Origin of the sequence: Pseudomonas sp. 9AZ (assembly GCF_902506525.1) — a bacterium.
Lineage (GTDB): Bacteria > Pseudomonadota > Gammaproteobacteria > Pseudomonadales > Pseudomonadaceae > Aquipseudomonas > Aquipseudomonas peli.
In genome coordinates, this window is record NZ_LR733840.1 from 1,315,865 (window position 1) to 1,339,790 (window position 23,926).

At 59.5% G+C, this 23,926-nt stretch carries 19 protein-coding genes; 3 read left to right on the forward strand and 16 right to left on the reverse strand.

Annotated features, from left to right (window positions below):
* Positions 1-3 precede the first annotated feature (3 nt).
* Positions 4-1,188: an O-antigen ligase gene (locus ALTER154_RS06235; protein ID WP_160085694.1), complete on the reverse strand. Its 1,185-nt coding sequence runs from the start codon at positions 1,186-1,188 to the stop codon at positions 4-6.
* Positions 1,189-1,264: 76 nt separating this feature from the next.
* On the opposite strand from ALTER154_RS06235, the gene ALTER154_RS06240 reads away from it, so the two are divergent.
* Positions 1,265-2,341: a hypothetical protein gene (locus tag ALTER154_RS06240; protein ID WP_160085695.1), complete on the forward strand. Its 1,077-nt coding sequence runs from the start codon at positions 1,265-1,267 to the stop codon at positions 2,339-2,341.
* Positions 2,342-2,359: 18 nt separating this feature from the next.
* Positions 2,360-2,965: a toluene tolerance protein gene (locus ALTER154_RS06245; RefSeq protein ID WP_372239944.1), complete on the forward strand. Its 606-nt coding sequence runs from the start codon at positions 2,360-2,362 to the stop codon at positions 2,963-2,965.
* On the opposite strand, the gene ALTER154_RS06250 is transcribed toward ALTER154_RS06245, so the two are convergent.
* The 15 genes from ALTER154_RS06250 to glnE form a co-directional block, all read right to left on the reverse strand.
* Positions 2,962-4,059: a glycosyltransferase gene (locus tag ALTER154_RS06250; RefSeq protein WP_160085697.1), complete on the reverse strand. Its 1,098-nt coding sequence runs from the start codon at positions 4,057-4,059 to the stop codon at positions 2,962-2,964. The two genes, ALTER154_RS06245 and ALTER154_RS06250, sit on opposite strands and share 4 nt — an antisense overlap.
* Positions 4,060-4,088: 29 nt before the next feature.
* Complete coding sequence (locus ALTER154_RS06255) at positions 4,089-5,051, reverse strand: glycosyltransferase (protein WP_160085698.1); 963 nt, start codon at positions 5,049-5,051, stop codon at positions 4,089-4,091.
* Between the two features lie 120 nt (positions 5,052-5,171).
* Positions 5,172-6,212 carry a hypothetical protein gene (locus ALTER154_RS06260; protein ID WP_160085699.1) on the reverse strand — a complete coding sequence of 347 codons (1,041 nt, stop codon included), beginning with the start codon at positions 6,210-6,212 and terminating at the stop codon, positions 5,172-5,174.
* Entirely contained in the window at positions 6,199-7,341 is a 1,143-nt protein-coding gene (locus tag ALTER154_RS06265; RefSeq protein ID WP_160085700.1) for a glycosyltransferase, read from the reverse strand. Before ALTER154_RS06265 ends, ALTER154_RS06260 begins: the two co-directional genes overlap by 14 nt.
* A complete protein-coding gene (locus tag ALTER154_RS06270) occupies positions 7,328-9,082 on the reverse strand; it encodes a carbamoyltransferase (protein WP_160085701.1) in 1,755 nt (584 codons plus the stop codon). The genes ALTER154_RS06265 and ALTER154_RS06270 overlap by 14 nt, the downstream gene beginning before the upstream one ends.
* Positions 9,083-9,096: 14 nt before the next feature.
* Complete coding sequence (locus tag ALTER154_RS06275) at positions 9,097-10,557, reverse strand: lipopolysaccharide kinase InaA family protein (protein WP_160085702.1); 1,461 nt, start codon at positions 10,555-10,557, stop codon at positions 9,097-9,099.
* The gene (locus tag ALTER154_RS06280; protein WP_160085703.1) at positions 10,557-11,300 is read right to left on the reverse strand and encodes a lipopolysaccharide kinase InaA family protein; all 744 of its coding nucleotides are present in this window, start codon (positions 11,298-11,300) and stop codon (positions 10,557-10,559) included. The genes ALTER154_RS06275 and ALTER154_RS06280 overlap by 1 nt, the downstream gene beginning before the upstream one ends.
* Entirely contained in the window at positions 11,297-12,031 is a 735-nt protein-coding gene (locus ALTER154_RS06285; protein WP_160085704.1) for a lipopolysaccharide kinase InaA family protein, read from the reverse strand. The genes ALTER154_RS06280 and ALTER154_RS06285 overlap by 4 nt, the downstream gene beginning before the upstream one ends.
* Complete coding sequence (locus ALTER154_RS06290; RefSeq protein ID WP_160085705.1) at positions 12,028-12,993, reverse strand: glycosyltransferase family 9 protein; 966 nt, start codon at positions 12,991-12,993, stop codon at positions 12,028-12,030. The genes ALTER154_RS06285 and ALTER154_RS06290 overlap by 4 nt, the downstream gene beginning before the upstream one ends.
* The gene (gene rfaP, locus ALTER154_RS06295; protein WP_160085706.1) at positions 12,994-13,800 is read right to left on the reverse strand and encodes a lipopolysaccharide core heptose(I) kinase RfaP; all 807 of its coding nucleotides are present in this window, start codon (positions 13,798-13,800) and stop codon (positions 12,994-12,996) included.
* The gene (locus tag ALTER154_RS06300) at positions 13,797-14,918 is read right to left on the reverse strand and encodes a glycosyltransferase family 4 protein (protein WP_160085707.1); all 1,122 of its coding nucleotides are present in this window, start codon (positions 14,916-14,918) and stop codon (positions 13,797-13,799) included. Before ALTER154_RS06300 ends, rfaP begins: the two co-directional genes overlap by 4 nt.
* On the reverse strand, positions 14,918-15,919 hold the full coding sequence (gene waaC, locus ALTER154_RS06305) for a lipopolysaccharide heptosyltransferase I (protein WP_160085708.1): 1,002 nt from the start codon (positions 15,917-15,919) through the stop codon (positions 14,918-14,920). Before waaC ends, ALTER154_RS06300 begins: the two co-directional genes overlap by 1 nt.
* Position 15,920: 1 nt before the next feature.
* A complete protein-coding gene (gene waaF, locus ALTER154_RS06310; RefSeq protein WP_160085709.1) occupies positions 15,921-16,955 on the reverse strand; it encodes a lipopolysaccharide heptosyltransferase II in 1,035 nt (344 codons plus the stop codon).
* Positions 16,956-17,066: 111 nt separating this feature from the next.
* A complete protein-coding gene (gene ilvE / locus ALTER154_RS06315) occupies positions 17,067-17,990 on the reverse strand; it encodes a branched-chain-amino-acid transaminase (protein WP_160085710.1) in 924 nt (307 codons plus the stop codon).
* A 71-nt stretch (positions 17,991-18,061) separates the two neighbouring features.
* A complete protein-coding gene (gene glnE, locus ALTER154_RS06320; protein WP_160085711.1) occupies positions 18,062-21,010 on the reverse strand; it encodes a bifunctional [glutamate--ammonia ligase]-adenylyl-L-tyrosine phosphorylase/[glutamate--ammonia-ligase] adenylyltransferase in 2,949 nt (982 codons plus the stop codon).
* A gap of 266 nt (positions 21,011-21,276) precedes the next feature.
* On the opposite strand from glnE, the gene aceE reads away from it, so the two are divergent.
* Positions 21,277-23,922: a pyruvate dehydrogenase (acetyl-transferring), homodimeric type gene (gene aceE / locus ALTER154_RS06325; protein ID WP_160085712.1), complete on the forward strand. Its 2,646-nt coding sequence runs from the start codon at positions 21,277-21,279 to the stop codon at positions 23,920-23,922.
* The last annotated feature ends 4 nt before the right edge of the window (positions 23,923-23,926 follow it).

Sequence of the window (23,926 nt, forward strand, 5' to 3'; positions counted from 1 at the left end):
CAATCAACTCGCTTCAATACAGACGGGCCGCAGTTTATCACTGTGCGGTTGTGCAACGAGGGCAAGCGTTAGCGCCAGCGGAAGCCAGATTACAAACCACTCAGCCCTCGGGGTCCCCCATAGACTGGCCGCATCAAACTGAAGCGCCGCCAACGAGACAACCAGCGTTCCGAACACCAGCCGTCCCTCGGCAGAAAAGCGATGTTGCCAAGCGATATGCAATGCGCTTAACCACAGACTGATCCACAAGGCCACACCAGGTAATCCCAGCTCAACGGCGACATGGGTGAAGCCATTGTGCGTGTGGTCGAACCCCTCGGGGTAGTTAAATGTCACAACGCGATAATCGGTGCCAATGCCTAATCCGAGAAAAGGGTTTTGCAAGAACATGTCGAGACTCGCCTGCAAAATTTCCGGACGGTACGACAGGCCGCGCGCAAGGATGAGCGGTGCAAACAGCTCATAGCCTACCAAGCAAACAAGCACTATCGCCGCACTACCGAGCCACACAGCACGGCCACCACGAAGCAAAAGCAAGGAAAACACACCAACTATCAACGCCAGTATTGCCCCGCGGCTCTGCCCCAGCAAAACAAACGCCAAAGCGAATAGCATCAATGCCCCCCATATAAAGCATGGCCAGAAACCAGAAGGCTTGAATCGTGTCCCCCAAATCACTACCAACGCCATCACGTATGCGCCGAGAATCGGATGCCCCACTTGACCGATACCCTCAAGCCGAGCGCTGAGAGAATGCATGTCGCGAACATAGAAGAGGTAAATACTGACAAGACAAGCAAGGGCCAAGCCTACAAAGCCTAACGATAGCCCCCGCCAGATCCGTCGAGGCTCCTCAGCGCCCAACAACGCCAGAGAAACAAGAAATAGCGCCACATAAAAAACGCGTTTCAGTTCTCTGGATGGTTCCTCGGCGCCAGTCCACATAGCGCTCAACGCAGCCCACACCAAGAAGAGAACTAAACACGAGCAGAACAGCCGACTTTTTCGCCAAATGTCCAGCAGGTGCTTGCGAAAGATCACCATCGCCAACAGGCAGGGCAACCAGAGCAACACAACCAGTGCTTGCTGATAAATTTTATTGCTAGGGGCCCATGCAATACCCATCAAAAACCACAAATAACCGCACGTTATCAGCAGCGTTATTCCTGTCGTTTGAATCCTCAACATCAACTCCCAACGCCCTGGGCACTCAGTAGGCGGATGAACCTAAAAAAGAGGTATTCTATGCTGTATATACCAATCGATGCCTCATGCAATGAAAGCCACCCCACAACTTGTCTATCTCGCCTTCGGCGCAGAAATTTACCAACGCGAGGCGGTTTTCAGCATAGCCAGTGCGCTTGCCCACTCTGCCTCCTGCGTCAGCGATCGCCAGTTTGAGATTCAGGTCTTTACCGATAACCCAGAATTTTACGCGAGACTCCCCGTCACAACTCATGCCATAACCCCAACATGGGACGGGCCTCACCGCTACCATTTCAGGATCAAGCACGCGGCCTTGCTTGATGTCCTCAGCGAACATCAAAAGGCTGTATTGATTGACACTGACACGTTTTTCCGTGCCTCTCCTGATTCACTCTTCGAGCGCGTTACCGGCGGTCATCTGCTCTGCAATGCTATAGGGGCCCCACTCGGCGAATCACCATCGCTTCCTCGGCAGTCAGTTAGCTACCTCTCGAAGATAGGGCTGTTGCAGACAAATTTGCGCCAGACGAACTCTGGCGTAATCGGCCTGACCACGGCTGATAAAGGTATTCTCGAGCACTCCATTAAGTTGATGGATGACCTCCGCCCCCTGGCTCCGGAACTCTACACTCTAGAGGAGCTCAGCTTGGCTCTGGCGGCGCATGGAAAGCTGCAGCTCAACGACTGCACCGACCTCATACATCATTATTGGAGTCGCAAGGCACAGTTCAGGGCCAAAATCCAAGCGTGGCACTCAAAGCATCACGATGAACCGCTGAGCAAAACAGCGATGGCAGACGTACTGCTCGTGAATGATCGCCTGCCAAGACCACCGCAGCCTTACCGGGGCTGGCAAAAAGGTGTGACTGCTCTAATCGATAAAGAGCGCAGACAATTTATACGAGAGCTGCTTTATGGGTGCCATGACTATTCAAATGAGTTCGATCAAGCTTGTGCAGTGGCTTGGTGGGATAAAGCATTAGTCAATCTTGAAGAACGACAGGGACAACCACTGAGCAGCGAGCATATGACGCTATGGCTGGCAGATCCGTTGTTAAAACTGTTGGCAGGCAGCCACTACGACACCATGCAGGCCCACCTAATAAGCCGCCTCAAGGCCAAGCAAGTCGTTTAAGGTTAAGGACACACGATGCTGAGCACGAAACACCTGACCGATAGCGCGCTGGCGACACTGACCGCCGAGGCGAAAGTACTCGAAGAAGACAGTCTAGGCCCCAAGGTGTATCGCCTCTCCAACGGCCACTTTCTCAAGCTTTTCCGGCGCAAACGCCTGATTTCCTCAGCCCTGCTCAGGCCGTATTCGGTGCGCTTTTATCAAAATGCAGAGCGCCTGGCTGAATTAGGCATCCCAACGCTGACACCTATCACGCTGTACACCTTTCCTGAAAAGCAGCTCAGTGCCGTTCTCTATACACCGCTTCCAGGCCAGACCCTCAAGGAGCTGTACCTGCAGAATCCCGAAAGCTTTATCACGTACTTGCCGGCTCTCTGTGACTTCATACGCGAGCTTCACAGAAAAGGGATTTACTTCCGCTCACTTCACCTGGGCAACATAGTGCTGACCCCACAAAACACTTTGGGACTAATTGATGTTGCCGATCTGGCCTTTCACCGTCGATCGCTGTCAAAAGCCAAAGCGGCACGCAACCTCAAGCACTTCGCACGCCTACTACGGCAAATGGAGATTGCCGGACGCTTTCCAATGGCCGAGTTATCGACTGCGGTTTTAGCAGACTAACGCGCAAGCAAGTCCTGATAAAACGCCCCGAAGCGCGCCCAAACACCGTCGGCATCCAAGCCCGCACGCTGCACATCAGCCAGTGCAGCGAGGTCTTCTTTCAGCACAGTATTGAGCGCATCGCGCCACGCCTCAGTAGCGCATGGCAAAAGCCCTGCCGCACAATTGAGCTGTTCACGAAAGACCGCTAAATCGTTCGCCAAAACCGGTACGCCTGCAATCACCGCCTCAGGCAAGACCAACCCCAACCCCTCCTGCTCCGAGGGAATGCAGATCAAATCAAAGGCCGAGTACAGTCGGGGGGCTTCGGCATTATGACCGGTCAAATGAACCTGCCTGAGCACACCCAACTTTTCAGCAAGGGCTGTCAATTGCTGACGCCCCCCCCCCTCCCCGACGATCACAAGACGATCCTCGGGGTTGTTCAGAAGCCAACCCGCGGCAGCAGTCACCAGACGACTAAAGCCTTTCTCTGGTACCAGGCGGCCCACCGCGCCAATCGTCTGCCCGGCACCTGGCGGAATTCCAAGGGCACGCTGCGCGGCTTCTCGCGCCATAAGCGAGGATCGAAATGCCACGGGTTCGATCGCTACACGTCCACTCAGCACCCTTAAGCCGACCTGCGCTTCAAGCTCAGCGGCCAACGTGGCAGAAACCGCTACCAGATCCAAACGATCCGCAGGAAAGCGTCTCAAGAGAGCAATGTGTGCTGCCTTTAGCCGTTTTGAGCCATGAAACATCACCACCGCTCGTGTAGCGGTCAACGCTGCCAACAAGGGGAGAATAAAGGCTGCCACACCGATGCCGTCGATAAGCACCACGCGGGGCGGTTGCTGCATCAGCCGCTTAGCCAGACGCCGCCGATCCCGCACACGTTGCAGCGCCCCCAGCAGCCCTGCGCCCTTGATGCGCGCCGAGGAAAGACCGAGCGCAGTAACGCGCCCCAGATCAGCCAGCGGCGCGGCATCACCTGACTGCAATAACAGCGTTTCTACAGTTTCACCAGGCGTCCCCATTTGGAGAACCTGCCGATGCACCTTATGCACGGATACGAAGGCTGCACCACCGCTCCACATAACGTTCAGAACGCTCACATTCACCCCTTGCATGAACCGGCAGGCCCTTAGATCAACTTCCACCTGGCCAGCGGTCGTAAATACCACGGCAGATATTTTTGGGGGCGCAATGCAGGACGCATGGCGTCGGCGATAGCGCCCCCCAGCGCTGCAAAACTGTAACGCTGCTGCGCCAGTACTCGACCCGCCTCTGCAATCATCTGGGCTCTTTCCGGGTCGGCGCGCAACATGCCAAGTTTTTCACGCAGTTCGGGAATATCGCGGTACAGCACCAGGTTATGCATATCGACAAAACCCAGCGCCGCATTTTCTTCGGCACCCTGGTCATAGGCGAGTAATACACACCCCACGGCCATCGCTTCAAAGTTCTTGATCATGTATTCACCCATCCCGACATCTGCGCTTACGAAGAAACGGATACGGTTGAGTGTGTCGTTATATTCCTGGCCGGATTGCGTCTTGGTGACCAACAGGTTCTCGACGGACGCCAACTCATCAAGCAGCGCCTTGCGCCCGCTGTAGGCCACGCTCTTGGTGCTGCCGATAAAGGCCAACTCGATATCACGCGCCAGACCTTGATAGGTCATCAGCCCCTGGTCGTAGCCTTTGGGCACGAAAACAGCATCAAACCCTTCGGCACGCAAACGCTGGCTGACTTGGGCACCGGAGCTGATGATGCGCACCCAGGGCATACGCCGGTAGTGAGCGCTGAACTTGCCCGTGTATTTACACGGAATATAGTTTTGATAAGCGTCGTGCTCGAGAATCACCACATTGGGCAGCGTGCGAATGAAGCGCCATTGGCGCATCTCTTTCTTGAAGCGCAGGAAGAAAAGAACCCTGTCGTAACGGGACAGATCAACGTGCTCGCGAAAATAGCGCTTCAGATTGGCCTGCTCATCGCTACTCAGCCAACGAATGTCGCAGCTGTCGCATGAGGCGGCGATGCCGTCATACAGCCTGTCTAAGATTGCACGCTGCTCGGCTTGAACCAGAAAAAGCACATTCACTGACACACCTCAAAAACGCTACCCATAATCGCCTATGGGAACAGCGCAATAGCTGCCCCGAAGCATCTATACAGCGAGCAACTGCCACGAAGGCAGAAGCAGAGCCTGTCGTTGAATCCGCTAGAGCGTTCCATCTGGTAGTTGCAACAGCTCGGCCAAACGCTGCTTATGCCGCCGGCTGAGGACTTTACTCCAAGGCTGATTGCTCAGTGCGTCGCCTTTGGCTACGACTTTTCGCCTTAGCTCCTCGGCGTATCCACAACCGCAGGCTTCAGCATAAGGATCGGCGCGCATCACCGCGGCGTAATACGCCAGCTTGGCAAGCGAACGAGCTTTGCCAGGAACCAATAGACTTCTCACGCGATAGTCGAGTCGCTGCCACCAGACAGGCTTGGGTTTGGAGGTCGGTACCTCGCGCACCGCCTGTACGACCTGCACTGAAAAAGCCTCGCCATAGCGCTGAAAAAACGCAGCGATCATGTGGCGCCAGTAGTTCTTACCTGAGAAGTAATGCATGACGACACCTTGCGCCTGCGCAGGTCGGCCCAAGTGCCTGGCGGCTACACCCATGGCGAACTGCTCGATCACGTGGATCTTGGGAACCATCGGGTGCAGTACATCGATCAGGGCCAGGGTTTCATCCATCAGGTGTGACGCCTCAACCTGGAAGCCCAGAACACCCGAATTGATCAGCAGCATCTGCTGATCAACACCATGATGTTCTGCCAGGTAAGGCGCCAGGACGTCATACATCACATCGCCCTTGTACTCTTTCCAGACACCTTCAATTTCGTCGACCAACCAGGATGAACCCGCGAGTCGCTCAAATAGCTTGAGCGGTGAAGCCAGAAAGAAGGTATCCGTATCAATGAATATGCTTTGCTCCGCGTACGCCAGCGCATCACGAATAGCCGCCGCCTTGCGTCGGTGCAGATAGGCAGCAGGCCCCGTCCAGCTCGCCAGGGTTGCCGCATCAAGCGTGATCAGATCGACAGGCCAGCCGCTGAACTGTTCCGGTTCATCGGTATAAAGCAAAATTCGCGGACACTCGCCACGTGCGTGATGCAACGCGGAAAGGATGCTGAACTTGGCCTCGCGGTGATACTCAGGCTTCCCCCCATACACGAGGTAAACAAGCTGCTTGGGCTCACGACTGACCATTACCGGCCTCCTGCACGATGCGACTCACACCAGGCCATGACCAGAAATGTGTGCGCGCAATCTCATCCGTAAAACCGGCCTTTACACGCTCAGTACCCAGCGGGCCAAACCTGCCCACGGCAGCAGACCGCAGTCGAGCGGCCAGCACAGTGTGATCACCCAGCGCGAACAAGGCGCTTGAGTCGCCGACCACCTCCGGCGCACCGCCACAATCCGTAGCCAGCACCTGCACATCGGCCGCCATCGCCTCCAGTAACACCATCCCAAATGGCTCATGATCTGAAGTCAGGGCAAACACATCAAACGCTTTGAAATAGATACGGCCATCGGCAACTTGACCGAGAAAACGCACCGATGGGTCCACACCCAGCTCGTGGGCAAGCGTTTTTAATGGAGCCTCAAGCCGACCACTGCCCATAATCGCCAGCAGACTGCCTTCCGGTAGCTGCGGCAAGGCTTCGGCAAAACCGCGAATTAAGGTGGCCTGGTCCTTGTCCGGGTGCAGGCGCCCGACATTGCCGACCACCCAGGCATCCTGAGGTAAGCCCAAGTGCTCACGCGCTGCTTCGCGCGGAACCTGCGCAGCCTGCACAGCGGTGACGTCGATGCGGTTGTACAGCGTCTCGATGCGCTCGCTCGGCCAGTGTGGCAGGCAGGCACGCATGTCATCGCGCACCGCATTGGAAACCCCGAGCAAGGCCAGGCGCTTGCGGAAGAAGTTGGCAAACAGCTGGCGCGTTCGCCGCTTGTAGTCGCCAAACGCATGGTGCACGCCGATCACTGGTAGATCGCTGCCCAACAGGGCGACGTAGATCGGTTTAAAGCGATGGGCGATACAGAATTTAAAGTCGCGCGAAGCGGCAATACGCTTGAGGTCGCGGATCGCCTTGAGCTTGAGCCCGCGCACGTCGCGACTCGAGTAGTCGAGGAAAAGTACCTCGTCAGATGCCGAGCCTTGCTCGACCGCAGCACTCGGTTTACCCGTCAGGTACACCGTGCACACTTTATAAGGCGTACCAACAAACAGCGCGGCGTACTGCCGCGCGCAATCGAGGAAGGGGCCGTCATAGCCGTGACAGAACTGCAGCACCCACGGCTGAGCAGCCTCCGCGACCTCAGACGTTGTCATACCAATCCTTGCCGTCCTTGACCACCAAGATGTCTTCCATGATCAGGTACTGCAGGTCCGAGCCGTAGAACATGTTCAGCGCATCGGTCGGCGAGCAGATCATCGGCTCGCCACGGCGGTTCAACGAGGTGTTCAGCGACACGCCGTTGCCGGTGAGTTTTTCCAACTCCAGCATCATGTCGTAGTAACGCGGATTGTATTCGCGCTTGAGCACTTGGGCACGCGAGGTGCCGTCTTCGTGCACCACTTCGCCGACGCGGGTCTTCCACTCGTCGTTGACTTCAAAGGTGAAGGTCATGAACGGGCTCGGGTGATCAACCTTGAGCATCTGCGGACCGACGGTGTCGAGCATCGACGGGCAGAACGGTCTCCAGCGCTCGCGGAACTTGATCTGCTCGTTAATCCGGTCAGCCACGCCCGGCACGCTCGGGCAGCCGATGATCGAGCGACCACCGAGGGCGCGCGGGCCGAACTCCATACGCCCTTGGAACCAGGCCACCGGGTTGGCGTCGACCATGATCTTGGCGATGCGCTGCGGCATGTTGTCGATCTGTTTGAACACCGGCTTGCTCGGGTGACGAGCACAGGCGGCGATCACATCTTCGTTGCTGTAGGACGGGCCGAGGTAGACGTGCTCCATCTTTTCCACCGGCACGCCGCGCTGGTGGGAAATGTAGGCGGCCGCACCAACCGAAGTACCGGCGTCGCCGGACGCCGGCTGGACGAACAGTTCTTTAACGTCGTCGCGCGCGATGATCTTCTGGTTCAGTTTGACGTTCAGCGCGCAACCACCGGCGAAGGCAATCTTGCCGGTCTCGCGGATGATGTCACCGAGGTAGTACTCCATCATCTCCAGCGCCAGCTTCTCGAACAGCGCCTGCATGCTGGCGGCGTAGTGGATGTATGGATCGTCAGCAATGTCGCCCTGGCGCTTCGGCCCCAGCCACTCGATCAGCTTGGGCGAGAAGTAATAACCCTTACCGTTTTCCTTGTAGCGGCGGAAACCGATGACGTTGGCGTACTCGGTGTTGATGATCAGCTCACCGTTCTCGAACTTGGCCAGGCGCGAAAAATCGTACTTGGCCGCATCGCCATAGGGCGCCATACCCATGACCTTGAACTCGCCGTCAAGCATCTCGAAGCCAAGGAACTCGGTGATCGCGCCGTACAGGCCGCCGAGGGAATCCGGGTCGTAGAATTCCTTGATCTTGTGGATCTTGCCGTTCTCGCCGTAACCGAAGAAGGTGGTGGCGTACTCGCCCTTACCGTCGATGCCGAGGATCGCGGTCTTCTCGGTAAAGCCCGAGCAGTGATAGGCGCTGGCGGCGTGAGCCAGGTGGTGCTCGACCGGCTCAATCTTGATTTTCTTCAGGTCGAAACCCAGCTGCTCCAGGCACCACTGAATCTTCTTGTGGTAACGCTTGTAGCGGCGATTGCCCATGAGGATCGCATCGAGGGCGCGATCCGGTGCGTACCAGTAGCGCTTGGCATATTGCCAGCGGGCTTTCTCGAAGATGCTGATCGGCGCAAACGGAATAGCCACCACATCAACGTCGGACGGTTTGATCCCGGCCTGTTCAAGACAGAACTTGGCCGACTCGTAGGGCATGCGGTTCTTCGCGTGCTTGTCGCGCACAAAGCGCTCTTCTTCGGCGGCCGCGATCAACTTGCCGTCGATATACAAGGCGGCGGATGGATCATGGCTGAGGGCGCCGGAAAGGCCGAGAATCGTCAATGCCACTGGTTGTGCCTCTTTTAGTCTGCTGAGCCGACGGCGGGCGTCAGCGGTAAACGTTGGTTGAGCAACTGGTGCAGCGCCGAGTCGGCGGGCCAGTTACGCAGAAAACGGGCGCGGTCGCGGGTATAGGCCCTGGCGAAACTGCGCGCACTGCGGTGCTGCTGCATGGCGTCGAGGTCAATCAGCGACCAGCATGCCAAGCGCTCGTCCCAGAACAGGTTGTGCCCCTTGAAATCACCGTGACTGATGCGTTCGCGCAACAAGGCAGCGAACAGACGATCAAGAGCCAACAGGTCGCTTTCTGGGGGCGATCCATCGTGGAACGCCTGAAAACGCGCGATTATATCCTGCCCACCGCAGTATTCGGTAATCAGGTAGGCGCGCCCGCGCAGCCAGCACCAGCGCCGCTCTAACACGGCCAGTGGCTGTGGCGTGGCGATGCCCAGCAACTGTAGGCGATTGCCTTCGACCCAACTGTGCCATGCGCGGCTAGGGCGCCAGAAGCGCTTGAGCCAATGCGCCAGGTTCTTCACGTTATAGCGCTTGACCACCAGCGGCCGACCTTGCAGTTGCACTTGCGCCACGGTGGCGGCACCACCGGTTTTGTAGATATGGCCCTGCTCGGTGAGCTGATCCAGATTACTCAACAGCGGCTGCAGCTCAGCCTGCTTGTCGCGGCGAACCACCTGCAGGCCGAACGCACCGACTTTTGCGGCGAACAGGCTGCAATCGCGGGCGATTTTCTTCAAATAATCGCGCAAACGCCATTTGCGCACTTTTTCCACTTCTTTGAGCAACGTTTCTAGCGGCAGAGCATGCTCGCCGTTAGCCAGCAGGTAATGCACCAGCAGTTCTTCGATAAACGGCGTCAATTCGGCGGGTAGCTGGGCGAAGAACACCCCAAGGTTTTCTAGCACCTTGGCGCGCGACAGCGGTTTACCTGCCGTTTCAACCTGCACACCGCCGCCGTCGATAACAAACAGCTGGCCGTTATGCCGCAACAGGTTGTCCAGATGCAGGTCCGCCTGCCACACCCCCTTGAGGTGCATCTGCGCGATGCTGACTAGCGCCTCAGCCAGCACCGCCTGTTGATCGGCACTCAGCAGCGGCTGATGTTCCACCGCGCGCCAAGCCTCCCACAGGCTTTCAGCACCTTGCAGATACTCGAACAGCAGCCAGCCGCCCTCACCGTCACGCAGCCCATCCGCCAACAGCTGCGGCGTATTCAGCCCTTGCTCCGCGAGCAGAAGGGCACCGTCACGCTCACGCTGAAAATGTCGCGCAGCCTTGTTTCCCACCAGCAGCTTGGCCAGCACTGGCTGGCCGCACCATTCGGCCACGCCGACATAGCGTTGGCCTGGAAGTACACGCAACCAACGCTGCACACTCAGACCAGTCAGGCCACCAGCCCCGGTCACGTCAACAGTCAGTGGCAAGGCCGGCGTACGACCGGCCTGCACGAGGCTCGCCAGACTCATCAGCGTGACTCCTTATTACGCCGACGCGCCCCGACTCGAGCGCTCCAGCGCTCGAGATCCGCATCAGGACCGAGGTAAGCAGCCAGCAGGATCTGAATATCCGCCGCCCCCCAGACATTCGCGCGGCGCAGCAATGGCTCCAAGTCCTTAATCCGATCGCGCTCGCCAAACAACAGCGGCCGGGTTTTCTCCAGGTCGATCAACTGCGCGTCGAAGCCAACCGGCGTTTCGCGCAGGAAAATATGCTTGGGGTAAAAACAGCCATGCATCTGCCCAGCCTGGTGCAGACGCCGCGCCAGTTCACCACACGCCTTGAGAATGGCCACACGACGCGCCTCTGCCAGCGCTGGCCAACTGGGCAACCAAGTATCCAGATCCTGCCAACCATCCAACGCGCGGGTCAGCAGCACTGCGCGCTGCTCGCCAGGCAATTTACGCTCGGCAAAAAATGCTGCCTGCAATGCGGGAATCCCCAGCGTCGTGTAGCGCTGAATATTGCGGAACTCGCGGGCAAAGGTTGGCTCACCAAACGGATGACGCAGGGTTCGGGTCAGGTGATTGCTCTGGCGCTTAAGGTAGAACGCCGCATCGCCCAGTTCGAGCCGGTAGACGCTGCTCCAGCCGCCACGCTCCGTATTGGGCTCATCAACAGCTTCAAGTTTTAGCGCCCACAGCGCCTCAAAACTGGCAAGCCCGTGATGTTCCAGCAGGGTACGGTCCTGGGCAGCAATAAAAGCAATCATTCCCGACCCTCAAAAAACGCAATGACCTGACGGATGCGCTTTTTGTCAGAAGCATTCAAGCGCTGACGACCACGGTACTGAAGGTAAAAACGCAACCGCTGGGAACGTGAAAGGACCTTGTGGGCGACTTTATCAAGGCATGCCAGATCCTTGATGATGCGGTAACGCAGCAAAGGCCCCCACCAAAAGGTTCCAGTCGGGCAATCAATGAAGAACAGTTCGCCGCGCTCATTGACCAGCAGGTTGCGCCACTTCAAGTCATTGTGGGTGAAATGGTGATCGTGCAGCGCACGGGTGCCCTTGGCTAACTGCTGACTGACCTGCATAACCCAACGGGAGTCGCTCAACCGCGCATCCTGCCGATTGGCAATTTCGGCCAAATCAAGCGTGCCCTCAAGCTCGCGAGTAATGAGCGCCCCGCGGACAAAAGCCCCCACCTGGCGCTCAAGCCCATAGGCCACAATCGGCGCAGTGGGGATGCCCCACTTGGCGAACAACTTGAGGTTTTGCCACTCCGCTTTAACCCGAGGACGACCAAGGTAACGCCGTAGACCTTTACCAGCGCCCCAGTAGCGTTTGACGTAATAACGCACCCCGCCGAACTCCACACGAATGACTTCAGACAAGGGGTCAGAGGTCAAACGCTCACCTTCAAGTGCAAATACAGCCTCAAGGGTTCCGAAAGCGCCGAGCAGAATCGGATCGTGCAGGTCATGTTTCCACGCTGTCATGCCTGCGTCCTGTTTAAGTCAGGCAGCGCACTGACGATGCGGCGCAACGGAATGAACGGGCGCCAGACTGTTTTGCCCAGCCATTTGAAGCTCAGAACCGGATTGATCACGCTATTGAGTTCATTGAAGCCGGGCCGCCAAGTGAAATCGGTACGCCGGCGCGTAATGGTGAATGTCCGCAACCCCAGCAGTGAACCAAGATGCCCGCCACCCGAATCATTACTAATGACGATGGCGCATGTCAGCAAGAAGTCGACAAGCCCTTTCAAGTCAGTGAACGCATGCACATGATGGCCTGGGTACTGCGCCCTCAAGGCTTGCTGCTCGGCCGGGATACCGACGAACTCGACCTGCCAGCCCCTGGCAACCAAATGGCGAGCGAGGCGGCGAAACCCAGACGTTGAGAAATTCTTACTGGCATGCGGCGTGGTCGGGAAAATGGCCACACGTCGCATCTCCGCGCCGGTTTCACGGGGCGGAACCTGTAACTCCGCAATAGGCGTGGATAGATCAAGCCCCAAGACCTCTTCGGCGTACAGATCGATCCACTGCACCATGGTCTTGCCGGCTTTCGGGTCGCGACAAATCACGTTGTGCGCCCCTTCAATGCAGCAATCATCAAGCCATACAGGCGGCGGCGCGGACCTGAGCTTGACGGGAAGTTTCTTACCGGCGAGGTACGCCACATTGCTCAGAGGAACATCAACGTACCAATCAATCGCACAGATAACCAAATCGTTACAGCCCGCCAGTGCAGGCACATCCGGCGTGCCCCCTAGAATGTCCAGCCCAGGCAGGTACTCGCTCACTGATGACAACGATACTGAAGCCAGGGTGACCTTCGCACCCGCAGCCTGGAGACGCCAGGCAAGGCGCAAGAACAGCGTGGTATCGCCCAACGCAGGACATGGAACCAGTGCAACCCTCACTCCCGGGCCGATCAACGCCTTCTTCTCCGACATCTACAGTCGATCTCCATAACGCTGTTTGCGGCCGTACAATTTAGCCGCCTTGGATTCCAGCCAAGCGAGCAGACGACCTTCTTCCTGAAGGATTTGCCGCAAGGGTTGTTGAAAATAACCACGTAGAAAACGCAGCTTGTCGCGCCGGGTGAGGCCGATATCCAGCACCGAGAAATACAGCGCAGCCAGGTCCTTGTTGCGCCAGCGCAAGGGCAACTGGCTGCGCACCTGGGCGCGGTGCAGGTCGATTACTGACAGGCGGAAATCGTCGGCGGTTACCGGTTTATCGGTGTGCAGCAGAAAGTGGCAGATGTAGCAGTCGCGGTGATTGACCCCGGCGCGGTGCATGCTGCCGACCATGTTCGCCACTTCCTTGATCAGCGCACGCTTGAGGCGTGGCTCGGGCGGTTGTTGCGCCCAGTTCAAGCTGAGTTGCTCAAGGTCGGTAGTCGGCGCCAGTTCTTCGGTGACGATAAAGGAATGCTGCGCCGCTGGGTTGCGGCCGCGTTCGCCGTACGCCACGGCGGTCATGGTCGCCACACCGACTTCGGTCAGACGCTGAATGGCGTCCCACTCCTGGCGCGCACCAAGCACCGGCAGCTTGGCGGTGAGCAAGTTCTTGACGATCTCGCTCCAGCCGATGCCGCGGTGAATCTTGACGAAATAGCCGCGCCCATCGACTTCGGTGCGCAGCGTACGACGGCCTTCCAGCTCGCGGTACACCTGCCCCTGCAGAGCCTCGACGGCGACAAACGCATCGCGCCCGGCCCACAGGCTTTTAAAGGGTTCAGCCAGTACCAGCTTCATAGACGTGTCGCCAGAATGATATCGGCCGCATGCTGCGGCATGGAATAAAGATCGGCGCTATCGGCGTAAGCCAAGCCATTGCGCGACCAGAACGCGCGGCGCTGATCATCGGCCAGCATATCGGCGAGCAGATGATTGAGGCGTTCCTGCTCGAACGGACTGGCTAGCACCCGCCCGGCATCCGCTTCGGCAATGTAGTGGGCATAACCACACACATCCGTTACCAGCACCGGCAAGCCGGAGACCAGCGCCTCCAGCAGCACGGTGCCGGTGTTCTCGTTGTAGGCCGGGTGGATCAGCAGATCGGCACCCAGCAGGAAACGCGGAATATCGCTGCGCCCCTTGAGAATCTGCACCTGATCGGACACACCCAGCGCCTTGGCCTGCAGCTGGAACGAGCGCGGATCGTCCTGACCGATGGCGATCAGTCGGGTGCGTTGCTTCAGTTCGCGCGGCAAGGCGGCAAGGGCTTTGAGGCTGCGATCCAGACCCTTGGTCTTGAAGCCGGAGCCGATCTGCACCAGCAGCAGGTCGCTGTCCGACAGTTTGAACTCGGCGCGAAATTCGGCACGAATTTCGGCGGCATTGGCCGGCGCGCGGCGGTCTGCAGCGATGCCCGGCGGCAGCAGGTGAAAGCGCTGCAGCGGGGTGTGGTAATGCTTGATAAACAGCGGCTGCTGCACTTCGGAGATCATCAGAATCTCGGTCTTCGATTCGGGGGCGAATACCGCACGCTCGTAATCGGCAAAGTGCTTGTAACGCCCCCAGCGCTTGTAAAGCGGGTTGCGCAGAGTCTGCGCCTTGTCTTCATAGCAACCATCGGCGGCGTAGTAGACGTCCAGGCCGGGCATCTTGTTAAAGCCGATCACCCGATCCACCGGACGCTTGGCCAGGTCCGCCTCGACCCAGGCGGTGAGCTTTTCATTGCGCTTGTGGTTGAACAGCGCCTTGACTGGTACCACCACCACCTCGAAGCCCGCCGGCACTTCACCTTCCCAGATCGGCGTGTAGACGCGGATAGCATGACCGCGCGCCTGGCACTCCAGAGCAATGCGCATAAAGTCGCGTTGCAGGCCGCCGAAGGGGAAGTATTTGTAGAGGATAAACGCGAGCTGCATCAGACAACGTCCTCGGCCAGCAACAGGGCCTGCAATTGTGTGGCGACACGCTCGGCATCCAGACCGTCGAAACAGGCTTCGTGGCGATCACCTGAGCCAGCATTCGGCCCCGTGGCGCACAGGTGCACCTGACCACGACCATAGGCACCGACGCGCCCCGGCAGGGTCGGGCCGTACAGGGAAATACTGGGCACATCCAGCGCAGCGGCCAGGTGGCCGAGGCCGGTATCCACAGCCACGCAAGCGCTGGCCCCAGCGATGACCTTGGCCACGCCTGCAAGATTTAATTTGGGCAGCACCGCAGCGTTTTCAATGCCAGCGGCAATCCGTTCGGCACGAGCCTTCTCGGCTTCATTGCCCCAGGGCAGGCGCACCGCCCACCCCTGAGCGCTCATCTGCTCGGCCAGTTGGCGCCAGTCGGCTTCCGGCCAGTGCTTACTTGGCCAGGTGGTGCCGTGCAGAAACAGCAAGTAAGGCTGCGGCGCCTGATCGGCCAGCTGCGCACGGTTCAGGCCGTAATCGCCGACGCCTGTTGGCAGCGCATAGCCCAGCGCCTGAGCGAATAACTGGCGGGTGCGCTCAAGGGCATGCTGCTCGCGCGGCACGGCATAGGTTTGATCATAGAAGCGACTGGCCAGTGGCTCGCGCGCAGAGTCGCGATCCAGACCGGCAATCGGTGCCTTGACGTAACGGGTCAGCCAGGCGCTTTTCAGCAGGCCTTGGGCATCGATGACAAGGTCGTACTTGGTTTCGCCAAGCCGCTGCTTAAAGCGCTTCCACTCACCGTTCTTGAACGTTTGCCACAGGTGCTTGCGCCAGCGGCGAATGGCCACCGGGATAACCTGCGCCACGGCTGGGTGCCAGGCGGGAATCTCGGCAAACCCCTCTTCCACCACCCAGTCGAACTGAATGCCGGGAATCGCCCGCGCAGCATCAGTCAGCGCTGGCAGGGTGTGCACCACATCGCCCAGCGAGGAGGTCTTGATCAACAGTACCCGCAAGCTATTCAACCTCGACCGGGTCGCTAACCAGGCGATCCAGCGCCTCGATCACCGGGCGCGGCTTGAGCTGGCCCAGGCAGTTGTAATGACCGAATCGGCAGGTACGGTCGAAGCACGGGCTGCATTCCAGGCCCAGGCGGACGATTTCCACCTGCTCGGCCAGCGGCGGGGTAAAGCCCGGCGAGGTCGAGCCGTAGACCGCTACCAGCGGGCGATTCAGCGCAGCCGCCACGTGCATCAGGCCGGAGTCGTTGGACACCACGGCGCCGGCGCAGGACAGCAGGTCAATCGCTTCAGCCAGGCTGGTTTCGCCAGCCAGGTTCACCGCTTCCTCGCGCAAGCCAGGAATCAGCCGACTGCGGATGTCTTCGCCGACCGGATGATCGTTTTTCGAGCCGAATATCCACACCTGCCAGCCGGCGCGGATCTTAAGCTCGGCAACCTTGGCATAATGCTCGCTCGGCCAGCGCTTGGCTTCACCGAACTCAGCCCCTGGGCACAGCGCCAGCACCGGGCGATCCAGGCTCAGGCCAAACTTGGCCAGGGCGGCGTCGCGGCTTTGCGAGTCGATCTGCAAGGCTGGACGCGGGTAGGGCTGCGGCAGCGAGGCGCCGGGCTCGAAGGCCAGTGCCATAAAGCGCTCGATCATCAGCGGGTAGCGCTCTTTGTCCAGCGTGCGGATATCGTTGAGCAGGCCGTAGCGCAGCTCGCCCTTCCAACCGGTGCGTTTGGGGATACCGGCGAAAAACGGCACCAGTGCGGACTTCAGCGAGTTGGGTAGGAGAATCGCCTGGTCATACTGGCCGGCCAGGGATTTGCCGATCTTGCGCCGCGTGGCCAGTTCCAGCACGCCGTGACCGAGCGGAAAGCTCAAGGCCTGACGCACTTCGGGCATACGTTCGAGAATCGGCCGACTCCACTCGGGGGCCAGCACATCGATTGCACAGCCGGGGTGACGCTGCTGCAGACACTGAAACAGTGTCTGCGCCATCACCATGTCACCCACCCAGCTGGGGCCTACGATCAGTATTTTCATGCCACTTCCAGAAACGACCAAGGAGGCTTTCGCCTCCCGGACAGACTCAACGCTCGACTATCAGCCTAGCCTGCGGGCCGAATGCAGCAGCATCCAGCCCATGCGAGGCAGTTATTTGACCAGCGTACGCCACTCAGCGTGGGCATCGGTTTTACCCGTCACCAGATCAAAATAAGCGGTTTGCAGCTTCTCGGTGATCGGCCCGCGACGACCTGCACCGATCTGCCGGCCATCGACCTCACGGATCGGCGTCACTTCGGCGGCGGTGCCGGTAAAGAAGGCTTCATCGGCGATATACACCTCATCGCGGGTAATGCGCTTCTCGACCACGTCCAGGCCGTGTTCGGCTGCCAGGGTCAGAATGGTGTTACGGGTGATGCCATTGAGGCAGGAAGTCACTTCCGGGGTGTAGATCACACCGTTTTTGACCAGGAAGATATTCTCGCCCGAGCCCTCAGCCACGTAGCCTTCCGGATCCAGCAGCATGGCCTCGTCGGCACCACCGGAGATGGCTTCCTGCAGGGCCAGCATCGAGTTGATGTAGTTGCCGTTGGCCTTGGCGCGGGTCATCGAGATGTTGACGTGGTGGCGGGTGAAGGAGCTGGTACGCACCTTGATGCCAACCTGCAGGGCTTCGTCACCCATATAGGCGCCCCAGCTCCAGGCTGCGACGATCACCTGGGTTTTCAGACCACTGGCGCGCAGGCCCATGGCTTCAGATCCGTAGAACACCATCGGGCGGATGTAGGCGCTTTCCAGGTTGTTCTCACGCACGGCAGCGCGGGTGGCTTCGTTGATTTCGTCTTTGCTGAACGGAATCTTCATGCCCATGATGTGGGCCGAGTCGAACAGGCGGTCGGTGTGCGCTTGCAGGCGGAAGATCGCCGTGCCTTGCGGGGTGTTGTAGGCGCGCACGCCTTCAAACACGCCCATGCCGTAGTGCAGGGTATGGGTCAGCACGTGGGTGGTCGCGTTGCGCCACGGCACCAGCTCGCCGTCATACCAGATCACGCCATCACGATCGGCCATCGACATAGTTGCCTGCTCCTCACATTCGATTAGTACAGCATTTGGCCGGCCACCTTAAGCGCCCGACCTCTTCAAATTCAGTTCAAACCCAGTTCCTGCCAAATGCGCATCACCGTGCGTCGCTCTTCGGCAAACTGATCACCGCTAACCACCCCTGGCTGCTTTTGCAGGGCCTGGCGGTGCGCCGCCGAGCGGTAGGCCTTGTAGATATCCTGCAGCAAGCGGGCATCTTCGCCCGGTAGCAAGCCGACCCGCTCCAGCCCTTCCAGAATGCGAATATTGTCAGTGAACTCAAGCAATTCCGGGTACTGGCGCGACCAGGCCAGGGCCGCGTATTGCACCATAAATTCAATATCGACGATACCTCCGGCGTCCTGCTTGAGGTCGAACGGCGCCGTGGCTTCGAAGGCATTCGCCGCGGTACCGGCCGCCGTGGCCTTGCTGCCGAGGTTGTCGCGCATCTTCGCGCGCATCTCGCTGACTTCAGTGCGCAGGGTGGCCAGGTCGCGCTCGCGGCCCAATACGCCAGCGCGCACTGCCTCGAACGCTTTGCCAACCCGCGCACAACCGACCAACACCCGTGCCCGCACCAGCGCCTGATGCTCCCAGGTCCAAGCCTCGCCCTGCTGGTAGCGCTCGAAGGCGCCCAACGAGCTGACCAGTAGACCTGCCGCACCGGACGGGCGCAGGCGCATGTCGACTTCGTAGAGCTGGCCGGAGTTGGTCTGCGTGGTCAGCAGGTGAATGATGCGCTGACCCAGACGATTGAAGAACTGCGCGCCGTCGATGGACTTTTCGCCATCGGTTTCCGCATGCGGGTCGCCATCGTGGATAAAAACCAGGTCGAGGTCCGAGCCATGGCCTAGCTCGATGCCGCCGACCTTGCCGTAGCCGACGATGACGAAATCCGGATCGCAGACGCTGCCATCGGCGCGACGCGGCGCGCCGTATTTGCTCACCGTATGGCGCCAGGCCAGGGCCAGCACCTGATCGAGAATCGCCTCGGCCAGCCAGGTCAGGTAGTCGCTGACCTTCATCAGCGGCAGAGTGCCGGCAATTTCCGAGGCAGCCACGCGCAGGCGATGCGCCAGTTTGAAGTGGCGCAGCGCCTCCATCTGCTGCTCCAAGTCTTCCTCTGGAATACGCATCAAGCGCTCGCGCAGCTCGGCGGCCAGTTCCGGTGCCAGTGGCGGCTTGAATAGCCGCCCTTCATTAAGTAGCTCATCCAGCAGCAGCGGAAAGCGGGTGATCTGTTCGGCGATCCACGGGCTGGCGGCGCACAGCGTCAGCAAACGCTGCAACGCGCTGGGGTTTTCCGTTAGCAGCACCAGGTAGGCCGAACGCCGCGCCACGGCTTCGATCAACGGCAGTACGCGCTCCAGCACCAAATCCGGATTTTCATGCTCCACCGCTTGCGCCAGCAGCCGCGGAATAAAGGCATCCAGGCGCTCGCGACCGAGGCGCTGCATGGCGCGTACCTGATTGCCGCTGCGCAGGCCGGCCAAACGCTGCAGGGCCGACTGCGCATCGACAAAGCCGGCTTCCGCCAACTGCCGGCAGGCAGCCTCCTCGTCCTGCATGTCTTCCCAGAGCGGCAACCACTCGCAGCCCACGGCCTCTTCGACCGGCGCGCCACCCTCATTTTCATCGGGGTCAGCGATCACCTGACGGAAGTGCCAGTCAACCCGGTCGCGCCAGTGCATCAGCTGCTCGTGGAACGCCTGCCAGCTGTCGAAGCCCATGATAAAGGCCACCCGCGCGCGGTCCTGATCGCTTTCCGGAAGCATCTGCGTCTGCCGGTCATCAATGGCCTGCAGCGCGTGCTCGGCATAACGCAGGAAGGCATAACCGTCACGCAGCTCGTCAGTCACCGCCGGCGGCAGGTAACCCTGATCGCGCAGGGTATTCAGCACGGCAAACAACGAGCGCTGCTGCAGGCTAAGGTCGCGACCGCCGTGAATAAGTTGGAAAGCCTGGGCGATAAACTCCACTTCGCGAATGCCACCCGAGCCCAGCTTAATGTTCTCCGCCATGCCCTTGCGCCGCACTTCCTGCTGGATCAGCTGCTTCATCGCACGCAGCGCTTCAATCGCCGAGAAATCCAGATAACGCCGGTAAACGAAGGGCCGCAGCATCTCCAGCAACTGCGCGCCAGCGGCTTGGTCACCACCGACCACCCGCGCCTTGATCATCGCGTAGCGTTCCCAGTCGCGGCCCTGGTCCTGGTAGTACTGCTCCAGCGCGTTAAAGCTGAACACCAGCGACCCGGAGGAGCCGTAAGGGCGCAGACGCATATCGGTGCGGAAGACGAATCCCTCCACCGTGATCACATCCAGCGCCTTGATCAGCTTCTGACCGAGACGGATAAAGAACTCCTGATTATCCAGCGGGCGTTTCACCCCTTCGGTTTCGCCGCCTTCGGGGTAGCCGAAGATCAGATCGATGTCCGAGGACAGGTTCAGCTCATGGGCGCCCAGCTTGCCCATGCCGAGGATGACCATATGCTGCGCCTGGCCGCTGCGCCGGCCGATGGGCGTGCCGAACTGCGTGCAATGCCGTGGATACAGCCACTGATAGGCCAGATCGATACAGGCATCGGCCAGATCGGAAAGGTCGCGGCAGGTTTCGATCAAATCCGCCTGGCGACTGATATCGCGCCAGATAATCCGCAGCTGCTGACGATTGCGGTAGCGCCGCAAGCGCCGCCCCAGTTCGTCGTCATCGGCGCACGCTTCCAACGCCAGCGCCAATTGCCCGCGCAACTCGCCCGCCCCGAGGCTGCGTTCCAGCTCACCACTGGCGGCCAGATCGAGCAGCATCTGCGGGTCGCGCAGGCCCTGCTGCACCACGAAATCACTGGCAGCGCCCACACGCTGCAACGCCTCCACTCGCGCGCGCGGCCAACCTGCGAAAGCCGCTGCCGCCTCACTGGAAAGCTCGGCAAATACGTGCTGTAAGGACTGTTCGGCACGCAGTGCGAGGGGGGACAAGGCAGCAGGCAAAGAGGCCAGCGCGGGCAGGCTCATGGTCTATCCTTTTTAGCGGTCTGTCAGTGCAGCGACCATGGATGGCACACCCAGCGCTAGAGCGGGTCGAATCACTGGCAGAAAAATAATTGTAGTTTTACTACCAAAGATTGTATCCAAAAGGCTGAAATCGGCGTCGGAATGTAGTAAAACTACACACAGCCGGTCCTACCCCCGGTCAATCCAAGAATTCACGCGGCCACTCACGAAGTCGGCCACGAAACCTGGCCTCCGATTCTGGAAGCCTTTCCGCCCTGGAGCAAGCCATGCAAGACCTCGATCCCGTCGAAACCCAGGAATGGCTGGACGCCCTTGAGTCCGTCCTCGATAACGAAGGCGAAGACCGCGCACATTACCTGATGACCCGTATGGGCGAGCTGGCCACCCGCAGTGGTTCACAGCTGCCGTATGCGATCACCACGCCCTACCGCAACACCATCCCGCTGACCCACGAAGCACGCATGCCTGGCGACCTGTTTATGGAACGCCGCATTCGCTCGCTGGTGCGCTGGAACGCGTTGGCCATGGTAATGCGCACCAACCTGAAAGACTCGGACCTGGGCGGCCACATCTCCAGCTTCGCCTCCTCGGCAACGCTGTATGACATCGGCTTCAACTACTTCTTCCAGGCTCCCACCGAGGAGCACGGCGGCGACCTGATCTTCTTCCAGGGCCACGCATCGCCTGGCGTTTATGCTCGCGCCTTTATGGAAGGCCGCATCACTGAAGAGCAGATGAACAACTTCCGCCAGGAAGTCGATGGCCAAGGCCTGTCGTCCTATCCGCACCCCTGGTTGATGCCCGACTTCTGGCAGTTCCCGACTGTTTCCATGGGTCTGGGCCCGATACAGGCGATCTACCAGGCACGCTTTATGAAGTACCTGGAAGCCCGCGGCTTTATCCCGGCCGGCAAGCAGAAGGTCTGGTGCTTTATGGGCGACGGCGAGTGCGACGAGCCGGAATCCCTCGGCGCGATCTCCCTGGCTGGCCGCGAGAAGCTGGACAACCTGATCTTCGTCATCAACTGCAACCTGCAGCGCCTCGACGGCCCGGTACGCGGTAACGGCAAGATCATCCAGGAACTCGAAGGCGTGTTCCGTGGCGGTGGCTGGAACGTCAACAAGGTGGTCTGGGGCCGCTTCTGGGACCCACTATTGGCCAAGGACGTCGACGGCATCCTGCAGCGCCGAATGGACGAAGTCATCGACGGCGAATACCAGAACTACAAGGCCAAGGACGGCGCGTTCGTCCGTGAGCACTTCTTCAACTCGCCGGAACTCAAGGCGATGGTGGCCGATCTGTCCGACGACGAGATCTGGAAGCTCAACCGTGGCGGTCACGACCCGTACAAGGTCTATGCGGCCTATCACCAGGCGGTCAACCACAAAGAGCAGCCGACCGTAATTCTGGCCAAGACCGTCAAGGGTTATGGCACCGGTGCCGGTGAAGCCAAGAACACCGCGCACAACACCAAGAAGGTCGATGTCGACAGCCTCAAGCAGTTCCGCGACCGCTTTGACATCCCGGTTAAAGATGACGAGCTGGAAAACCTTCCGTTCCTCAAGCCGGAAGAAGGCAGCGCCGAAGCCCGTTACCTGAGCGAGCGCCGCGCCGCCCTCGGCGGTTTCGTGCCACAACGCCGCGCCAAGAGCTTCAGCATCCCAACGCCGCCGCTGGACACCCTCAAGGCCATCCTCGACGGCTCGGGCGACCGTGAAATCTCCACCACCATGGCTTTCGTGCGCATCCTCGCGCAGCTGGTCAAGGACAAAGATATCGGCTCTCGTATCGTCCCGATCATCCCGGACGAAGCGCGTACCTTCGGTATGGAAGGCATGTTCCGCCAGCTCGGTATCTACTCCTCGGTCGGCCAGCTCTATGAGCCGGTGGATAAAGACCAGGTGATGTTCTACCGCGAGGACAAAAAGGGCCAGATTCTTGAAGAAGGCATCAACGAAGCTGGCGCCATGAGCTCGTTTATTGCGGCCGGTACTTCGTACAGCAGCCACAACCAGCCGATGCTGCCGTTCTACATCTTCTATTCGATGTTCGGTTTCCAGCGTATTGGTGACCTGGCCTGGGCCGCTGGCGACAGCCGCACCCGAGGCTTTTTGATCGGCGGCACCGCCGGTCGTACCACGCTGAACGGCGAAGGCCTGCAGCACGAGGACGGTCACAGCCACATGCTGGCAGCGACCATCCCCAACTGCCGCACCTATGATCCGACCTACGGCTACGAGCTGGCGGTGATCATCCAGGACGGCATGAAGAAGATGACCGAAGAGCAACAGGACGTCTTCTATTACATCACCGTGATGAACGAGTCCTACCAGCAGCCGGCGATGCCGGCGGGTATCGAGGACGGCATCATCAAGGGCATGTACCTGCTCGAAGAGGACAAGAAGGAAGCCGCGCACCACGTGCAGCTCCTCGGCTCCGGCACCATCCTGCGTGAAGTACGCGAAGCGGCGAAGATCCTGCGTGACGAGTTCAACGTCGCTGCAGATGTATGGAGCGTTACCAGCTTCAACGAACTGCGCCGTGACGGCCTGGCCGTGGAACGCAGCAACCGCTTGCACCCGGGCCAGAAGCCCAAGCAGACCTACGTGGAAGAGTGCCTGAGCGGCCGCAAAGGCCCGGTGATTGCCTCCACCGACTATATGAAGCTGTTCGCCGAACAGATTCGCCAGTGGGTGCCGAGCAAGGAATTCAAGGTGCTGGGCACCGACGGCTTCGGCCGCAGCGACAGCCGCAAGAAGCTGCGCCACTTCTTCGAAGTGGACCGCAACTGGGTTGTTCTGGCTGCCCTGGAAGCACTCGCCGACCGTGGTGATATCGAACCGAAGGTGGTGGCCGAGGCCATCGTCAAGTTCGGCATCAACCCGGAAAAACTCAACCCACTGGACTGCTAAGGAG